We start from the raw sequence: 17,165 nt of genomic DNA, 5'->3' as shown, positions 1-17,165 counted from the left end.
TATTTATAAGCACCCCATTGACGGCGTATTCCGTTTTATATAGAATTCGCAAATGATCTGCGGCCATATCCGAAAGCGGAAGCGTTCGAATGTGTTCTTTGATCGGGAGATATACTATGAAAAAATTATGCATGATTTTTGCCGCGGCGGGTTTTATCGCCGCTTCGGTTCAAGCTCAAGTACTTCAAAAAACGGGAGTTGAAAATACGGTGTGGACGGGATTCGGCGGACCGCTCGGCTCTCAAAGCGCAAAATACTACGGCTTTATCGATACGCTGCAAGCGCGTGTCGATGTCGGTATTTTTACGATCGACGGTATGATCAACTGGGGCGCGCTCGCGCGCTGGAACGACGGCGATAATACGCTCGATAATTTTTCGATCGAAAATACGGAACGTTCGGCGCTTTCGTACCACTACTACAACGGCGGAGAAAATACGAATACTACGCCGCGCATCGGAGGCGGGGGTACTTATAATAACGCCGCGAACGGTCATTTGAATACGCGATCCGATCCGTATTATATCAATTTTTTGATGCATCCGTTTAAAGGCTTCGATGCGGGTGTCGGTACGAAACTCAATTGGTCGGTCGGTCCCGCACCCGGCTACGGTGCATGGGTATGGGAAGCGGGAGCGCATATACGCGCCGGCGGTTTCAGCACGTCTTATGACGATCGGCACGGAGTCGCGCAGGGAGGGAGCGATTGGAATGTATGGAGTGCGAGCGCTCACCGTTACCGCTATACTCCCGATGCACCCGGTTCGTACGATGTCGTCGGTTTCGTTCCCGTCGCGAATAAATACGCGAAGACGGCAATCGCTGCGCGTTACCGCTATAAAGATGTTTTTCAAGTAGGTATTGCCGTTCCGAGCGGAGCGAATACCGATGCTCCGATTATGAACTTCGGAACGGAAGTACATCCGGTCGATTTTTTGCGCGCATCGTTTGCATATGAAGGGATATTTCAACAGGACGGCAATCTGTATACGGGCATATCGCTTGCCTTCGACAAGCGCTTTGTTATCGACGCATGGTTCGGCTGGGATTCGATCGATGCCGATAAAAACGATGCGGATATGGCGTGGACGACGGGAGGGGCGGTTACGATCTCCTTTCCGAAAATCGATTTGACGATCCGTCCCGAAGCGGGTTTCAATTGGTTTGAAAATGTGAATTACGGTCCCGCCGTTTACACGGGTATCCTCGCGCGCTTTGCGGTTTCGCACAATGTGGTTTTAAGCGCATGGTCGTCCCTTGCGTGGGGTTCTTATGACAAACGCTGGGGCGATAAAAGTTATGCGATGTACTCGGCGACGAAAGATTATACCGGCGGTTTTATTTTTGACATCCGTCCGGAGGCGACGTTTTTGTTTAATACCCGCCATTCGCTTTCGGTCGACTTCGATTATGAAAGCCGCACGGCCTTCGACGGCAAAAATCGATCGGCGTGGTCGTTCGGAATTTATTGGACGTATAAATACGGCGTATGATTCGAAAAAATGCGGTCGTACTCTATAAAAATCAATGCGCCCTCGTCACCGATGTCGAAGGCGACAAGTATGCGATCCAATACTGTCCTTCGGCGACCGCGGCGGGAAAAAAATCATACGTATCGCTGAAAGTGCGCGAAAAAGATATCGTGCCGCTGCATGAAGGACCCGCTTCGAGTCTCGATGCGCTCCTTTCGTTTTCCGACGGCGCGATTCCGTCACAGGTTTCCGAAGCGTACGAACTCCTCCGCTCCGATCCTGAAACGGCTTCATCGCCCGTATCTTTTTCGGATATCGCTTCGCTCATGCGCCCGTCTTTTTCGGCGGACGAAAGTTTTGCCGTCTATAAAGCGATTTCCGAAAGCGACGAGTTCGCCCTCGATGCCGCATCTTTTAAATCGGGTACGATTGCGTTTGTGCCGCGGAGCGAAGAGGAAATAGCGGCATTAAAACAAAAGGCATACGAAAAGGCGCATGAAGGAGAACTGCGCGCAGCCTTTATCAAGCGGCTCAAACAAAAAAAACTCGAACTTCCCGGCGACTCCAAGTATATGAGCGAAGTCGAATCTCTCGCGCTCGGTCAGACCGATAAATCGAAGGCTATGGCGGAGGCGGGTTTTTCGCAGACGCCCGAAAAAGCGCACAAGCTGCTCATCGACACGGGCGTATGGCCTCTTACGCGCAATCCGTACCCGACGCGCTACGGGCTTTCGATGACGTCGGCAGCGGAGGGGCTTGCCGTTCCGCCCGAAGAAGAGCGGCTTTTCGTGCAAAGCAGGGCATACGCGATCGACAATGCGTGGTCGGAAGATCCCGACGATGCGATTGCGTGGGACGGCGAATACCTGTGGGTGCACGTCGCCGATCCCGCTTCCAGCGTTATGCCCGACAGTTCGATCGACAAAACCGCGCGAGAACGCGGAACGACGCTGTATCTCCCTGAAGGGACGAGCCGCATGCTCGCCGAAACATCCCTTGCCGATTACGCGCTCGGTTTGAATGAAACGAGCCGCGCGCTTTCGTTTCGGATCCGATTGGACGACAAGGGCGGCATCGACGACTGTGCGGTTTTCAAAACGCTTGTCAATGTCGAACGCCTTACCTATGAAAAAGCGGATGCGCTGAAAGATTCGCCCGAATTGAAGCCCTTGTTCGATATCGCAAAACGCAATATCGAGCGGCGGAAGAGAGCGGGCGCCTGTTCGGTCGATTTGCCCGAAGTGCATATCAGCGTCGATGAAGAGACGAAAAAAGTTTCGATCGAACCGGAAATCCGCTACGAATCGGGCGATACGGTGCGAGAGATGATGCTCCTTGCAGGAGAAGGCGCGGCGCGTTTCGCGTTTAAAAACAATATTCCCTTTCCGTACGTGAGTCAGGAAGCGCCCGCTATTCCCTCCGATCTGCCTCCGGGACTTGCCGGCGATTTTCGTTTGCTTCGCTGTATGCGAAAGCGCAGCGTCGGCATTACGCCCGCGCCTCACGCTGCGATCGGCGTTTCGATGTACAGCCAAGTGACCAGTCCTCTCCGCCGCTACGGCGATTTGATTGCACACGAACAGCTGCGCGCGTTTATGGCCGGCCGGCCGCTCATCGACAAAGACGATATGCTCACGCGCATCAGCGAAGGCGATATCGCGTCGATTGCCGCACGGAAAGCGTCGCGGTGCAGTGAAACGCACTGGAAGCTCGTATACCTCTTGCAAAATCCCGAGTGGACGGGGAAAGCTGTGTGCGTCGATAAAAAAGACAAACAGATTCAGCTCTATATTCCGTCGCTCGATATGCAAACCTTTATCGTACCGCAAAAAAAATATGAACTCAACGATACGCTTGAAGTCAAGGCGACGAATATCGATATTCCGCAGCAGACCGTCGTGTTTGTGCCGCTGTAAGAGGGGAATCAATTACCCATTACGAATTACCAATTATTAATGCCTTTACTTTTCCGCGCATACGGCATATACTGTAGGCGATGAAAAACGTATTTGCAGCGTATATGTCGTACGGAGTACTTGACACGCATACGCGCATCGCGCAAAATTCACGGCTTCACGGCTTCACGGCTTCACGGCTTCACGGCTTCACGGCTTCACGGCTTCACGGCTTCACGGCTTCACGGCTTCACGGCTGAGGGCGAACTCTCTTTAAATAAAATCCGACATCGTTATCTCATATTCTGCGCGCGGAGCGGAAACGCTTTCTCCGCGCGTTTTGCAGTTTCCCCTTCATTGTTTGTATGCCGCTTTCCGTTCGCGGAAGCGGATGGTTTCATACAAGAGGAGGTTGGTATGTTGAAGTATGCATTGCGCGAAAATTTGCTGACGCCGGCGCCTGATAAGTATATGGCGCAGACAGCGGATGTGAGATCGTACACGCTTGACGAAATCATCAGCTTGATGATGGAAAAGGGTTCGTCGGTAACCCGAGCAGATGCGGCGGCGGTACTGCAAGTGTACGGGGAAGTGTGCGCCCTCGTCATCGCCAACGGCAGCGCGCTCAATACGCCGCTTTTCAACACGAGCATGAGCATTTCGGGCGTATTCGACGGAGCGAACGACTCTTTCGACAAAAAGCGTCACGCGGTAAACCTCAATATGACGGCGGGAACCCTCCTTCGCGATGCCCTGCAGGAAGTGAAGTGCGAAAAAACGCAAATTGCAAGCACCGATCCGTATATTACCGAAGTAAAGGACGTCGTATCGGACACGGTAAATACGGTGCTGACGAAGGGCGGCATCGTGCAGATAACGGGGAGCCGTTTGAAATTCGACGCGAAAGACGAAGCTCAGGGTATCTTTTTCATCCCCGAAACGGGAGAAGCCGTGCGCTGTTCAGTCATCGCCGAAAATAAGCCCGCCCGCCTTACGGCGCTGATACCGAACTCGCTTTCGGCGGGAACGTATTATGTGGAAGTAAGGACAAAACTTGCCGAAGGCGGAAAACCGCTTAAAGCGATGAAAGCCGGACGTTTTGCAAAGCCGCTTACCGTTACGGCGTAAGTGTAGGCACCCTGCACGCATAGGTGTAGGATGCTTACACACATAGGTGTGGACACCTTACACGCACAAGTGTAGGCAGCCTACACGTATAGGTGTAGGTAATATTTAGGAGGTATGATAAAAAGGAAAACGAACAAGTGGTAATGTGATAAGCTGAACAAAGAAAGAGTTCAGCGGGAACCAGGCAAGAGTTCGACATATTTAGTGGAGGCTATGACCTTCGGTTAGGAGAATGAAGAGCTATTGCCGCACCATACGATAGTCGTAAGAGACTGAATGGGAGAATGGAACACATTACCGAATAGACTTTCCGCTGAGTGAGAACGGAGGTCAAGATGACAGTTTACATTGGCGTTGATTTGCACAAAACACAGTTTACCGTGCATGAGCGGACAGAGGAAACGGTTGAAAGCATTGAGCAGATCAAACAGTATCCGACGACAGAAGTTGGGTATGCGGCATTTCTTGCGAGAATAACGGAGTACAAGATAGGCGGTTTCACTGTGAAAATCGGAGTTGAATCAACCGGCAACACAAGATTCTTCAAGGCTCAGGTAGAAAAAGTGGGAGCGCACGTGACGGTAATCAATACGTTGAAATTCAAGGTAATCAACGAATCGACGAAGAAAACCGACAAGCATGATGCTTCGACGATTTCAGAGTTTCTATCAAAGGATATGCTTCCGGAAAGCTATCTGTGCAGTAAGGAAACGGAAAACTTGAGACGGCTTTTGAAATCAAGGGAGCGGCTGGTTCATTCGATTGTCGGACAAAAGAATGAGATTCATGCGCTTCTGGTGAGTATGGGGCTACAGGATGAAAGTCGAAGCCTCCAAAGTAAAAAAGGGCGCCAGGAAGTTCTGGACGCCCTGTCGTCGCGTAGCGACCTCGTGCTCGAAGCACAATCAGTAAAACTGATGATTGAAATTATAGAGCAGATGAGCCAATCGGTCAAGCTGATTGAAAAGCAGTTAAGCGAATTAACGAAAGACGATGAAATGGTTAGTCGTCTTATGACGATTCGAGGCTGCGGAAAAATCACGGCATGGATAATCCGCTCGTACACAGAAGATATAGGTAGGTTTGCCAGTGCGAAGAAATATGCGGCCTTTTGCGGGCTTGTGCCATGGGTACAGGATTCAAATGAAACGGTGAGACATGGCAGAATAACCAAGCGCGGTCCTCAGGAATTGAGAACGGCGTACGTACAGTTGGTGTTGGGAATTCGTCGTTGCAAGGATACTTCGGGATGGAGGATCATGCAGCGACTGGATTATATGAAAAAGAACAAAGGCAGCGGCAAATCGATTGTTGCAGCTGCAAGGAAGATGGCAGAAATCGTGTGGGCGTTGCTCACGGGAAAACAGGACTTTGATTCAACAAAGATGATGGGCAGATATAAACCTATGAGTCTTGCTGAACAAGCCCTCGTTGCCATGAATTAAACAGCTTAGAAAGTCACCTTGTTTATTGACTTTTTATGGGAGACAATATGAAGACGAATCGAAAAAAATGTTTTGCGTTTTTCCGTCAGGTTGCGGCGGCTTTTATCGCGCTTGCCGCAGTATTTTTGCTTGCAGGCTGTCAGCAAAATGCCGAAACGCCGGCACCTATACAGCCGCCGAAGGACACGACGCCGCCAGCCGAAGTTGCAAACTTTACGGCGGTTGCAGGAAGTGCAAGCGTTATCAATTTGAGCTGGAAAAACCCTGCCGACGGCGACCTCTATCAGGTCGAAATCACGGCCCTTCCTGCGCACGGCTCGCTTAAAACTGCCATATACCTTGCAGCCGAAAAAGGGAAAGTCGTAAGCTATAGTGCGGATGCTTTGAGCGCCGACACGGAATATACCTTTACGATAAAGACCGTCGACAAATCGCTCAATAAAAGCGCGGGCACAGTGAAAACCGCACGCACGCAAACGGCATCCGTACCGGGCGCTCCTATGGTGATCACACTCACTCAAAGCCCCGCGACCCCGACAAACGGAAACGTTACGGTAACGGTTGCATCGAGCACGTCGGTGAAAACTGCCAAATGGGCAGCGGGCATAAAAACCGTAGACGAAGTTTTGGCAAACGGTACCGATATTACCGGCAACAGCTTTACGGTGAGCGAAAACGGCACCTATACGGTCGCGGTAGTTGATAATGACGGCAGGCGCGAGATAAAGACGATCACCGTCGGCAATATAGACAAAACCCCGTCCGCAAAGGTGCAAAACCTTTCGGCATTCTATAGTTCGGTAAGTCAAAAGATCATCGTTTCGTGGACGAACCCCGCGGACGCCGACTTTGCGGGTACCGTTTTACGGTATAAAAAAGGTGCGGAAAGCGAAACGACGGTAGAGCGTTCAAAAACCGAAGCGCGCTATGAAATAACGGGCATACTTTCCGACAACAGCGAATATACGATATCCCTTGCTGCAAAGGATGAACTCGGTAACGAAAGCGAAAAAGAAAGCGTAACGGTGCGCTCGACCACTGCTCCGGAAGTAACGGGAATAAACCTCGACCGCACGCACTTGGATACGATTATGACAAACCGTTCCATAGCGGTAACCGTAACGGGAAGCAATTTCAATATGCTCTCAAGCCTTTCGATAGAGGTTACCGGAGACGATACGTCTTTGCCTCCCGTTACCGCGACGATCGATGCGGCGAACAATAGAGCGACTGCGACTATTACGGCGCCTCTTCCCGCATATCCTTCGGAAGCGGGAACGGTCTATACGGTAAAGGCGATTGTAAACGGTACGCCCGCACAGACGACCGCACGCTTTACCGTTTCGACCCCTGCGAAGGTAAAAGAAATCATCCTGTCGCCCGCGCAAATCAAATTCGGCTCGGTGTCAAACGTTTCGGTAAGGGTAACGGGAGCGAATTTCGATATCCGCGGCGAAACGAAGATAAAGCTGTTGAACTCTGCGGGGCAGGAAGTAAGTGCGAGCACGATAACGGTCGCTTCAGGCGCCGGGACCGCATCGGAGTTCACCGCTTCCGTCCCGCTGCCGGCCGAAAGCGGCTTTTATACCGTTTCGGTGTGGTTTTCGAATGTACAGGAAGCAAAAATCGCAACGCTGCAGCTTTACGGCGACCCCGTCATTACGGAAGTTTCTATCCCTCGTGCGGGAACGCTCTACGGCGGAAAACCGCTTCCGGTAACGATAATCGGAAAAAACTTTAAAGCTCCCGGCATAAGCGAAGCCGACTTCAGCGGTACGGGCGCGCCCTTTTCAAATTTTAAAGTCATAAGCGATACGAAGGCGATTGCGGAAGTAAGCTGTCCGAGTATTGTAGGGAACAGGACGATTACGGTACGCTGTAAAAGCGCAAACAAAACGGGCACGATTTCCGTACAAGATTACAGCGGAAGCTATGCCCCGGGTGAAATCGTACTGGCGGACGGAACGCGCGTTACCAAAGACGGCTTTACGGCAGTAGATCCGAGCAATCCGCCGATTGCGGTCATCTGCGGAAGGAACGGTTACGGCGCTCCGTGCGGCATCGCACTGCATAAGAGTACAGCTTTCTTGCAGTGGGCAAAAAACTACACGACGGGCTATACCACGAAATTCGAAGGGATCATCTGCACGCCGAGTGTAACGGGAAGCGGAGCCGCCGTTTCGGCGACTTTTACCGGAGATACGGGTGGGAGCAACAACTGGGACTATATATGTTCCGTAGACCCCGAAGGGACAGCCGATGCCGCAACGAATTACCCCGCCTTCGACTGGGTAAATAAATACAATACAACGTACTCCGATAAGCTCGGGGGCGCCCGGCCCGCGTGGTATATGCCGAGCATAGCCGAACTCTCGGAAGTGTATAAAAATAAGGATGCGATAAATGCAAGTCTTTTGAAAATAAACGGGCTTGACGGTACCTACGCGGATGCAAATCTCGGAACAGGGTTCTGGTCGTCGTCGCAGCATTCCTACTTCAATTACACTGCGTGGCTTGCGGCATTCGGCCTCGGCAACCTTCTCAACGACGGCAAGAATATCAAGTTCAATGTATGTTGTATAGCCGCTTTTTAAGATAAAAAACGATTTTGCAGTATCGGCGGTTTTCCGTTGGAAGCCCGCCGGTAGAGAAAACGGTAAAATCAAATAAACTTATGGGAGAAAAACTATGACAATCACTATCAATGTTCCGGCAAAGGCGGAAGTCTTTAAGCGCAGCATACCCGTAAAGGTTGCAAAGGACGGAGAGTCGTGGTCGGAAAAGCAACTCGGCGAGTATGCAAAAAAGCCCGGAGTATACGTGCACGCTTTTAACAAAGAGATCTTATACGTGGGTTTGGCTTCGGGACAAGAAGGCTCAAAGTACGGCATCTTCGGCGCGCGGCTTCGAAGGGAGTTCACCTACAAAGGGGCGAAAAAGAAAGACTTGTACGATCTGCTCGCTTCCAAAAAGGGACTTATAGACGTATGTATGTTCGACTATACCGAAATCGACTCGCTCGTAACGAGCGACAAGCCCAAGCTCTCTTCGAAAGCTAAAGCATTCATATTCGAGCAAGCCCTCACCGCAGCCTTTGATCCCCCGGGAAACAGATTGCAAAAGTAAGAACATAAATGCCTAAATTAGTACGGCGCTGTATTACGAAGTTCCGGTCTTTAAAGACGTCTGTAAGATGACTTTGCGTATCTTTGAGCTTACGGCACATTTTTGCCGCGAATACGAATTTACGTTGGGGCAGGACTTAAATCGCGGCTGCATACTGCCGGTGCGGAACATCTGCGGTGCAAATAAGTGATGGACTTTCATATACCGCTCGGATGCCTGAACCTGCAGTGCCAAGGTGCTGCAGGTCTATGTTGCCATCGACGAGCTTAAAGTAAAGCCCTCTGAATTATCTCCGTATCGAATTAAGCAGCAAAAGCGGCATCAGTCCGTAAACCGTCCGTAAACTTGCAAAAGACTGCGCGCATTGTTATAGTACAGCTATGATAGTTATGAAATTCGGCGGCTCGTCGGTCGCAAATGCGGAGCGCATCCGGCATGTCGCATCCATTATTAAAGCGTATCAAAAGAGCAGGCCGGTCGTCGTGCTTTCCGCGATGGGCGATACGACCGATCACCTCCTCGAAGCGGCCGATAAAGCGCTCGGCGGAGTCGTGAGCATGGAGCGTATCGCTTCTCTTCATTTTGAAACTTTGCGCGAACTCGGATTGCCGAGCGGCACAATTGAAGATTTAATAAACGAATTGACGCAGCTTTTGACCGGCATTTCGATGATAAAAGAATTGACAAAACGCACGCGCGATTATCTCGTGTCGTTCGGCGAACGCATGTCGGTGCGCATCGCGGCCGCTTATTTGACGAAAGAAGGGATTCCCGCTTTACCTTACGATGCATGGGATATCGGCATCGTAAGCGACGGCAATTTTATGTCGGCGGAACTGCTCGATGAAGTGTGGCAATCGATACCGGAGCATTTGCATGCATATTCCTCCGGAAAAGACGAGCGCATTCCGGTCGTGACGGGTTTTATCGCAAAAGACAAAAGCGGAAATATTACGACGCTCGGGCGGGGCGGAAGCGATTTGACTGCGACGATCATCGGAGCGGCGACGGGCGCGGAAGAGATTCAAACGTGGAAAGACGTCGACGGTATCATGACGACCGATCCCCGCATCTGTCCCGACGCCAAGCCGGTACGCGAAGTGACCTACGAAGAAGCGCAGGAGCTTGCGTTTTTCGGCGCACAAGTGCTGCACCCGCGTTCGATGCTCCCGTGCCGCCGCACCGCAACTCCCGTCCGCGTAAAGAATTCGTACAATATCGAAAGCCCGGGTTCGATCATCGTCGAAACGCATAACGGAAAAGCGTCTCCCGTCTGCGCGATCACGGGCGTCAAACACGTAACGCTCATCGATATCGCTTCGACGCGCATGCTCGGCGCGGTCGGCTTTCTCGCGCACATATTCAATCAGTTTTTAAAATGGAATATCAGCATCGACGTGATTGCGACGAGCGAAGTGTCCGTTTCGCTGACGGTAAATACTAAGACCGATCTTTCGGGTTTGATCCGCGATTTGAGCGACGTAGCCGAAGTGCGGACACGGAGCGGAAAAGCGATCGTGTCGATCATCTGCGACGCGCTGCATTCTTCGGCGATCCTCGCGGCGGGATTTAAAGCTTTGTCGGATGAAAATATCAACGTGCAGATGATCAGTCAGGGCGCGAGCAAAGTGAATATCAGTATGATCGTCGACGACGAAGAAGCCGATAAAACCGTGCGCGTGCTGCACAAAGCGTATTTCGCTTGACCTCCGGCGTTTCGAATCTGAAGGTTGATCTGAAAATTAATAATTAATAATATTGGAGTATGTATGAATATTGCGATCGTCGGCTACGGAAAGATGGGGCACATGATTAAAAATGCTGCGGAACGGCTCGGTCACCGCATTGTTCTTACCGCAGATCCGGCAGCCCCCGATGCCGATGTAAAACCCGCTTCGGCGGAAGATACGGCTCGTGCGGTAAAATCCTCCGGAGCCGAAGGCGTCATCGAGTTCAGCCGGCCGTCGGTTGCCGTCGAAAATATGCACTCGCTCCTTCCGCTTTCGATCCCGCTCGTCGTCGGAACGACGGGTTGGACGGAGAGTCTTCCGGCTGTGGAAAAACGTGCCGCAGATACGGGCGGCGCTTTACTCTATTCGTCGAATTTTTCCATCGGCGTCAATATGTTTTACAAAATCGTCTCCGAAGCCGCCCGTCTTATGAAAGACTGTTCCGACTACGACGTTGCGGTGTGGGAAGCGCACCACAATCAAAAAGCCGACAGCCCGTCCGGTACGGCGCTCGAAATCGCACGGCGCATTATGGCCGAATACACGGTGAAAACGAAAATCGTCTCCGACTCCTTTCACCGAAAGCCCGAAGAAAACGAACTGAGCCTTGCGAGCACGAGGTGCGGTTCGAACCCCGGAGAGCATACCGTGTTTTTCGACGGACAAGCCGACACGATCGAACTTACGCACCGCGCTCGAAGCCGAGAGGGATTTGCTTTCGGTGCCGTCCGTTCTCTCGAACGGTTTTCTTCCGCGTTGAAAACCGGAACGCTGCAAAAAGGCCGCGTGTATACCATGCAGGATATATTTTAATAATTATTAATTTCGGCGTCCCCTGCCGTGCGGCAGGGCGCGTCCTGCAGGATTCCGCTTTCGCTTCATTCCGCAGCGGCTCTCGCCTTCTGCGGAACGCCTCCGGCGTCCTTCCGGCCGCTGACGCTTGGAATATATGCGCTTTTATCCGAAGCATATATCGATCCCGTCGTTGCGCGCCCGTGCGTCCTTTGTTATACTGCCCGTATGACTGTTTTTAAACGCACCGTACTTTCCCTCTTTTTTTCGGCGGCGGCCTTTTTTTCTTTTGCGGAAAAGACGCCGATCAAAAACGTGCACCGTTACAAGCTTGAAAACGGACTTGACGTATACGTCGTCGAAAATCATGCGGCGCCTCTTGCGTATATCGAAATCGCGGTAAAGGCGGGCGGCATCGCGCAGACGAGCGAAAATGCGGGACTCTTTCATCTCTACGAGCACATGATGTTCAAAGGCAACGCGAAGTACCCGAATGCCGCGAGCGTGCAGCGCGCCATAAGCGATATGGGAGTGCCCGATTGGAACGGCACGACGGGATCCGAGTGCGTCAATTATTATTTTACCGTACCGTCGGCACTCCTCCGAGAGGGGATGGAGTTTTGGAGCTATGCGATCAGATCACCGCTTTTGGACGAAGCTGAATTCGAGCGCGAAAAAAAAGTCGTGCTTTCGGAAATCGAAGGAGGGCTTTCTGATCCGAACACGATTTACCGCTACGATATTCAAAAGACGCTTTTTCCGAAATATCCGTGGAGATGCGATCCTGCGGGCTCTCCCGCCGTCGTGCGGAATGCGACGCTCGATCAGATCCGCGCTATTCAAAAAAACTACTACATACCGAATAATGCCGCTCTCTTTATTGCAGGCGACGTAAATCCCGAAGAAGTGCATGCGCTTGCAAAGGAATTGTACGGTTCATGGGAACGCGGAAAAGATCCGTGGGTTCCGCCGATCGAACAACAGCCTGTCAATCCGCTTCCGCACACGACCTTCCGCGTTATGCCTTACGACCGGATTTCGATCGATACGGCGCAAGTGTCCGTCATCTGGCGCGGCCCCGATGCGGGCTATGACAGAAAGGCGACTTATGCCGCCGATATGCTCGGCTACTTTTTCGACGATCCTGACGGCATCTACGTTCGAACGATGATGCAAAACGAAGCGCTCGGCATTCCCGATCCCGACTACCTGTGGGAAGGCTATATGACCACGCGCGCGACGAGTACGCTGTCGTTCGGCGCTTTGCTTCTTTCGCCTGAAAACGATTTGCCGCAGCGCGCAGCTCTTTTTTATACGGCGCTTACGGAAAACATCGTGGAGCGCATTAGGAGCGACTCGTCGATTTTTTCGAAGCGGCAGTTTTCGCGCGTATATCAAAAGATAAAGGATACCTTTATCGACGACGCCGAAACGGCCGAGCGTGTAAAGACGAGTCTCCGTTTTTGGTGGATCACTGCGGATACGGATTATTATTATAGCTATCTCGACAATATGATGAAAATAGATAAAAACGATATCGACCGTTTTTTGACGGAATATATTTCGGAGCGTAACGCGCTCGTCACGGTGCTCGTTAATCCCGCCGTGTACGAAAAGCAAAAAGAAGCGTTCGCCGCGGCGGGCTTTTCTGAGATCACGGCTGACACCGCATTTTGGTATAAAGACACGGAGGCGGTAAAATGAAAGGATTTTATATGCGTTCGTTTTTTTATCGTTTCGATTTGCGTGTGTCCGCGAGGCGCGGCGGCGAGAGATACGCTTTCTTTCGGCACACGTGGTTCCCGCGCCGTGTTCCCGTGTCGATCCGCTCCGCGCGGTTTGCTTTCTTTCGGCGGATATCGATTCCGTTTTGTGCGCTCCTGTTTTCCGCTTTTATCCTTTCGTGCGCGTCGGTAAAAACCGATAACGCGAAAGCCGCCGAGGGATGCGTTTCCGTCCGAAAGGATGTGCGGGAATTCCGCCTTTCGAACGGCATCCCGCTCTACGTCCGAAAAAACACTGCGAACAGAAAACTCTCTCTTTCCGTCATCGTCAAAGGAGGAACTTCCTATCTTTCTCCCGAAACGTCCGGTTTGGAAAAGGCGCTCTTTGATATGATGACTCGCGGTTCGGAAAAGTACACATACGACGAACTCCGCGCTCTCGCGTATGAAACGGGATTTTCGATTTTGCCGCAGGTTTCGCGTGAAGGCGCAGTCCTTTCGATGAGCTGTATCGATTATTATTTCGACAAAGTGCTGCCGGTTTTTGCGGATGCGTTTTTGCATCCTTCGTATAATCCGCAGCAGTATAAAAATCTTATGACCGATTACGTGCAGGAAATGCAGTGCTTCGAAAGCGATCCGGAAAGCATGCTCGCCTATCGGATGATGCGGACGATTTTTAAAGATCATCCCTATGCGGCAAGCTCGTCGGTAAAACCCGAATCGATCGGCAATATTACGGTTGAAGCGATGCGCTTCCTGCATGAGCGCGATACGGACGCACGTCGCATTATGATCGTCGCGGTCGGAAATTACGATGAAAGAAAATTATTAAAAAAGCTCGACGCCGCTTTCGGTTCGATTCCCTCTCGGTCGTACGATCTTCGCTCCCCCGACGTACCGCCGCTTACCGTATCGGGAGAACCGATCGTCATCGGAAGCAAAGCCGCTTCCGGCACGGGCTATCTTGAAAAAGCGATGAGCGGCCCCTCGCTCTTTGACGATGATATGCTTGCGGCATCTCTCGCCGCTTCCATGTATTCGCAAGTGCTTTTCAACGTCGTGCGCGAAAAATACGGCGCGTGCTATTCGCCGAGCGCATCCGTCACTCCGATGCGGGCGGGACTTGCGAACGTGTATATATTTAAGGCGAGCGATTTGGCGAACGTCGTGCGCTACGAAAAAGAAGCCCAATCGATTTTCGCAGCGGGCAAAGTGATCGACGGAAAAAACGATGACGGCACGTATATTTTTTCGTCCGTCGCCGACAGGCTTCGAGGCTATAAAAATCAATATGTCAATTCGTTTTACGCTTCGTCCGTGACGAACGCCGGCGTCGCTTCGCGCCTCACATACAGCCTCCTCATGTTCGGAGACCCGTATGCGTACGACGAAAAAATCGCCGAACTTTTTTCGGTGAGCGCCGACGATGTGCTCCGCGCATTTCGAAAGTATTGGGTTGCAGGCGGCGGCAGATGGTTTTGCGTCGTCGGCCCGGAAGATATCGATACTGTTAAATTCTAGCCGTATACGCCCGTGATGAGGCGCCAGCCCATGCTCCCCCGTTTCGGGAAAGGCGGAAGCGCGTCTTTCGTAAACCACTTCGCTTCGACGAGTTCCGATTCCTGTACGCGAATGTCGCCGCTTTCGTATTCGGCGCGAAAGCCGAGCATAAGCTGGTCGGGAAATGGCCAGCCCTGGCTTCCGACATAGCGCAGGTCTTTTATTTCGATGCCGACTTCTTCGTGCACTTCGCGTACGACCGCCTGTTCCGCGCTTTCGCCGATTTCGATAAAACCCGCAATACACGTATGGATGTTTTGATTGCGGGTACGGTGTTTTGCGAGGAGAAGCTTATCGCCCTTTGTTACCAGTACGATGATGCACGGTTCGATGCGCGGAAAAAACTGCGCGCCGCAATTCGTACAGTTTCGAGCGGAAAGCTTTTCGTCGTCGGCGAGATGCGCGCCGCAGGAAGGGCAAAAATTATACGAAAGGCGCCATGCGAGCATTCCCTTTGCTCGTGCGGCGCGGGCACCTTCGCTTTCGTCGTGTTCGGCAAAATAGCTTCGAATCGGGATAAGTTCGTAATTTTCGTCGACTGCGCCGTCTTGAAGGAAGGCGGCTGTGTATGCGTACGGCGTTTCCGAAAAAATATCGCGGACGGCATTCGATTCGTGCAAAGCGCGCCACGCTTTTTCGTCGGGAAGCGCGTGCGAATCTTTACGTACGAGCAAGTCGTTGCTGCGGAAAATATAGTAGTCCATAGACAGGCTCACTATATCGATCGGACAGTCTTTTGTAAACGCCGCTTACTTATAGGGGCAGGGCGACACCCCCGTTCAGGGCAGGGGTTTCTCCCTGCCCCTATGACCCCATCCTTCTTCCTCGCACTTCCAAAGGGGAAACCCCTTTGGAAACCCCGGCAGAAATGTCGTATTGACTTTTCAAAAGGTTTCTCACTAAGCATTGTACAGGGAAAACAGGAAGGTATTTGCAGCCGACTTTTTATGACAACGATTATTTTTTGGCAATATGGTTCATCATGCGTAAGCCGAGCACCGCTGTCTATCGATTGCACAAGACGCTATGCACGTGTATACTGTCATCGAACCGGATAGGCAGTTCCGTACTTCGGTACGTCACATACAAGATGACATTATTAAAATAAGGAATCGCTATGGAATCGAAATCTGTCGGCATTCTCGGAAGCGGTGCATGGGGTACGGGTTTGGCGCAAGCGCTCGCACGCGGCAATCATCGGATACGGATGTGGGCGCGCGAAGCGGACGTCGCCGACTCGGTCAACAATGATCACGAAAACAAACGGTATCTGCCGGGCTACAGACTGTCGGAAAACATCACCGTTTCAAACGATATCGCCGAAGTCGCTTCCGACAAAGAATTTTTAATAATCGCTTCTCCGTCGCTGTATATCGCCGACACGGTAAAAAAGATTACCGCTCTTCCCGGTATCGCAGACGGCAGTACCTGCATCGCCGTTCTTACGAAGGGCTTTGTGCCGGCCGCCGACGGGCCGAAGCTCGTGCTTTCGACGATCGAAAATCTTTTGCCCGGCATCTACAAGGGATGTACGGTCTACGTGTCGGGTCCGAGCCACGCGGAAGAAGTTGCAGTCGGGAAAATTACGGGACTCGTCGCCGCGTGCGAAAACCCTCGCAATTCGATCAGAGTGCGGGAGCTTTTGCGCGTGCCGGGGATTTTGCCGTATTCGTCGTTCGACGTCGTCGGCGTGCAGATCTGCGCCGCCGCGAAAAACGTCATCGCCGTCGTATACGGTGCGATGGATGCGCTTGCCGAAACGTCGGAAGAATTCGGCGACAATGCGGAATCCCTTTTGATGGCCGCAGGCTTAAACGAAATTCAAACGCTCGGATTTGCGATGGGCGCGACGCACGCGGAAACTTTTACGTCTATCGCGGGTGTGGGTGATTTGGAAGTAACGTGCAAAAGCAAATACGGACGGAACCGCCGCTTCGGGCAGGATTTGATTAAAAAAGATATCATGTCGCAGTTTTCGAATCTCGACGATTTGATCGAAAATATGACAAAGCTCGGCTATCTTTCCGAAGGGGCGATCGCGTGCAAATACGTGCACGAAATCGCGCAAAGAAAAAATCTCAAGCTGACGATCTGCGACGGACTGTACCGCATATTGAATAAGGAGATTTGTCCGCGCGATTTTATCGCACAGCTTTTAACGCAGGAAAAATAAGCGCGAGGACGAACGTACGGGCATTCCGTCCGCGTCCGCAGTACGGCGCACTCGTTCCGTGGGGCGCGTTGTTCGGAGCGCGTCGCATTGCAAAAAAGAGGCGGGGCGGGTATAATC

General features: G+C 51.9%; 12 protein-coding genes. 11 read left to right on the top strand and 1 reads right to left on the bottom strand.

Features of this window, described 5'->3' with window-relative positions; all coding sequences use genetic code 11:
* The first annotated feature begins 116 nt into the window (after positions 1-116).
* From HRI97_RS09610 to HRI97_RS09565, 10 genes are all read left to right on the top strand, one after another.
* Positions 117-1,493: a hypothetical protein gene (locus tag HRI97_RS09610; RefSeq protein WP_253725238.1), complete on the top strand. Its 1,377-nt coding sequence runs from the start codon at positions 117-119 to the stop codon at positions 1,491-1,493.
* Complete coding sequence (locus HRI97_RS09605) at positions 1,490-3,388, top strand: ribonuclease catalytic domain-containing protein (protein WP_253725237.1); 1,899 nt, start codon at positions 1,490-1,492, stop codon at positions 3,386-3,388. The genes HRI97_RS09610 and HRI97_RS09605 overlap by 4 nt, the downstream gene beginning before the upstream one ends.
* A gap of 396 nt (positions 3,389-3,784) precedes the next feature.
* Positions 3,785-4,495 carry a DNA-binding domain-containing protein gene (locus tag HRI97_RS09600; RefSeq protein WP_253725236.1) on the top strand — a complete coding sequence of 237 codons (711 nt, stop codon included), beginning with the start codon at positions 3,785-3,787 and terminating at the stop codon, positions 4,493-4,495.
* Between the two features lie 335 nt (positions 4,496-4,830).
* The gene (locus tag HRI97_RS09595) at positions 4,831-5,940 is read left to right on the top strand and encodes an IS110 family RNA-guided transposase (protein WP_253725235.1); all 1,110 of its coding nucleotides are present in this window, start codon (positions 4,831-4,833) and stop codon (positions 5,938-5,940) included.
* Positions 5,941-5,987: 47 nt separating this feature from the next.
* The gene (locus HRI97_RS09590) at positions 5,988-8,534 is read left to right on the top strand and encodes a DUF4959 domain-containing protein (protein ID WP_253725234.1); all 2,547 of its coding nucleotides are present in this window, start codon (positions 5,988-5,990) and stop codon (positions 8,532-8,534) included.
* A gap of 94 nt (positions 8,535-8,628) precedes the next feature.
* On the top strand, positions 8,629-9,066 hold the full coding sequence (locus HRI97_RS09585; protein WP_253725233.1) for a hypothetical protein: 438 nt from the start codon (positions 8,629-8,631) through the stop codon (positions 9,064-9,066).
* 380 nt (positions 9,067-9,446) lie between these two features.
* Positions 9,447-10,772 carry an aspartate kinase gene (locus tag HRI97_RS09580; protein WP_253725232.1) on the top strand — a complete coding sequence of 442 codons (1,326 nt, stop codon included), beginning with the start codon at positions 9,447-9,449 and terminating at the stop codon, positions 10,770-10,772.
* 63 nt (positions 10,773-10,835) lie between these two features.
* Positions 10,836-11,609: a 4-hydroxy-tetrahydrodipicolinate reductase gene (dapB, locus tag HRI97_RS09575; protein WP_253725231.1), complete on the top strand. Its 774-nt coding sequence runs from the start codon at positions 10,836-10,838 to the stop codon at positions 11,607-11,609.
* 207 nt (positions 11,610-11,816) lie between these two features.
* Complete coding sequence (locus tag HRI97_RS09570) at positions 11,817-13,292, top strand: M16 family metallopeptidase (protein ID WP_253725230.1); 1,476 nt, start codon at positions 11,817-11,819, stop codon at positions 13,290-13,292.
* Positions 13,289-14,836 (top strand): M16 family metallopeptidase, encoded by a 1,548-nt coding sequence (locus HRI97_RS09565; protein WP_253725229.1) that lies wholly within the window; start codon positions 13,289-13,291, stop codon positions 14,834-14,836. The genes HRI97_RS09570 and HRI97_RS09565 overlap by 4 nt, the downstream gene beginning before the upstream one ends.
* Here HRI97_RS09565 and nudC read toward each other — a convergent pair.
* Positions 14,833-15,579 (bottom strand): NAD(+) diphosphatase, encoded by a 747-nt coding sequence (gene nudC, locus HRI97_RS09560; protein ID WP_253725228.1) that lies wholly within the window; start codon positions 15,577-15,579, stop codon positions 14,833-14,835. The two genes, HRI97_RS09565 and nudC, sit on opposite strands and share 4 nt — an antisense overlap.
* Before the next feature lie 413 nt (positions 15,580-15,992).
* Here nudC and HRI97_RS09555 point away from each other — a divergent pair, with 413 nt between their 5' ends.
* Positions 15,993-17,048, top strand: a complete 1,056-nt coding sequence (locus HRI97_RS09555; RefSeq protein WP_253725227.1) for an NAD(P)H-dependent glycerol-3-phosphate dehydrogenase — start codon at positions 15,993-15,995, stop codon at positions 17,046-17,048.
* Positions 17,049-17,165 lie beyond the last annotated feature (117 nt).

Origin of the sequence: Treponema socranskii subsp. buccale, from assembly GCF_024181585.1 — a bacterium.
GTDB lineage: Bacteria > Spirochaetota > Spirochaetia > Treponematales > Treponemataceae > Treponema_D > Treponema_D buccale.
The sequence above is the reverse complement of the archived record's forward strand: the minus strand, read 5'-3'. Positions and strand labels throughout refer to the sequence as shown.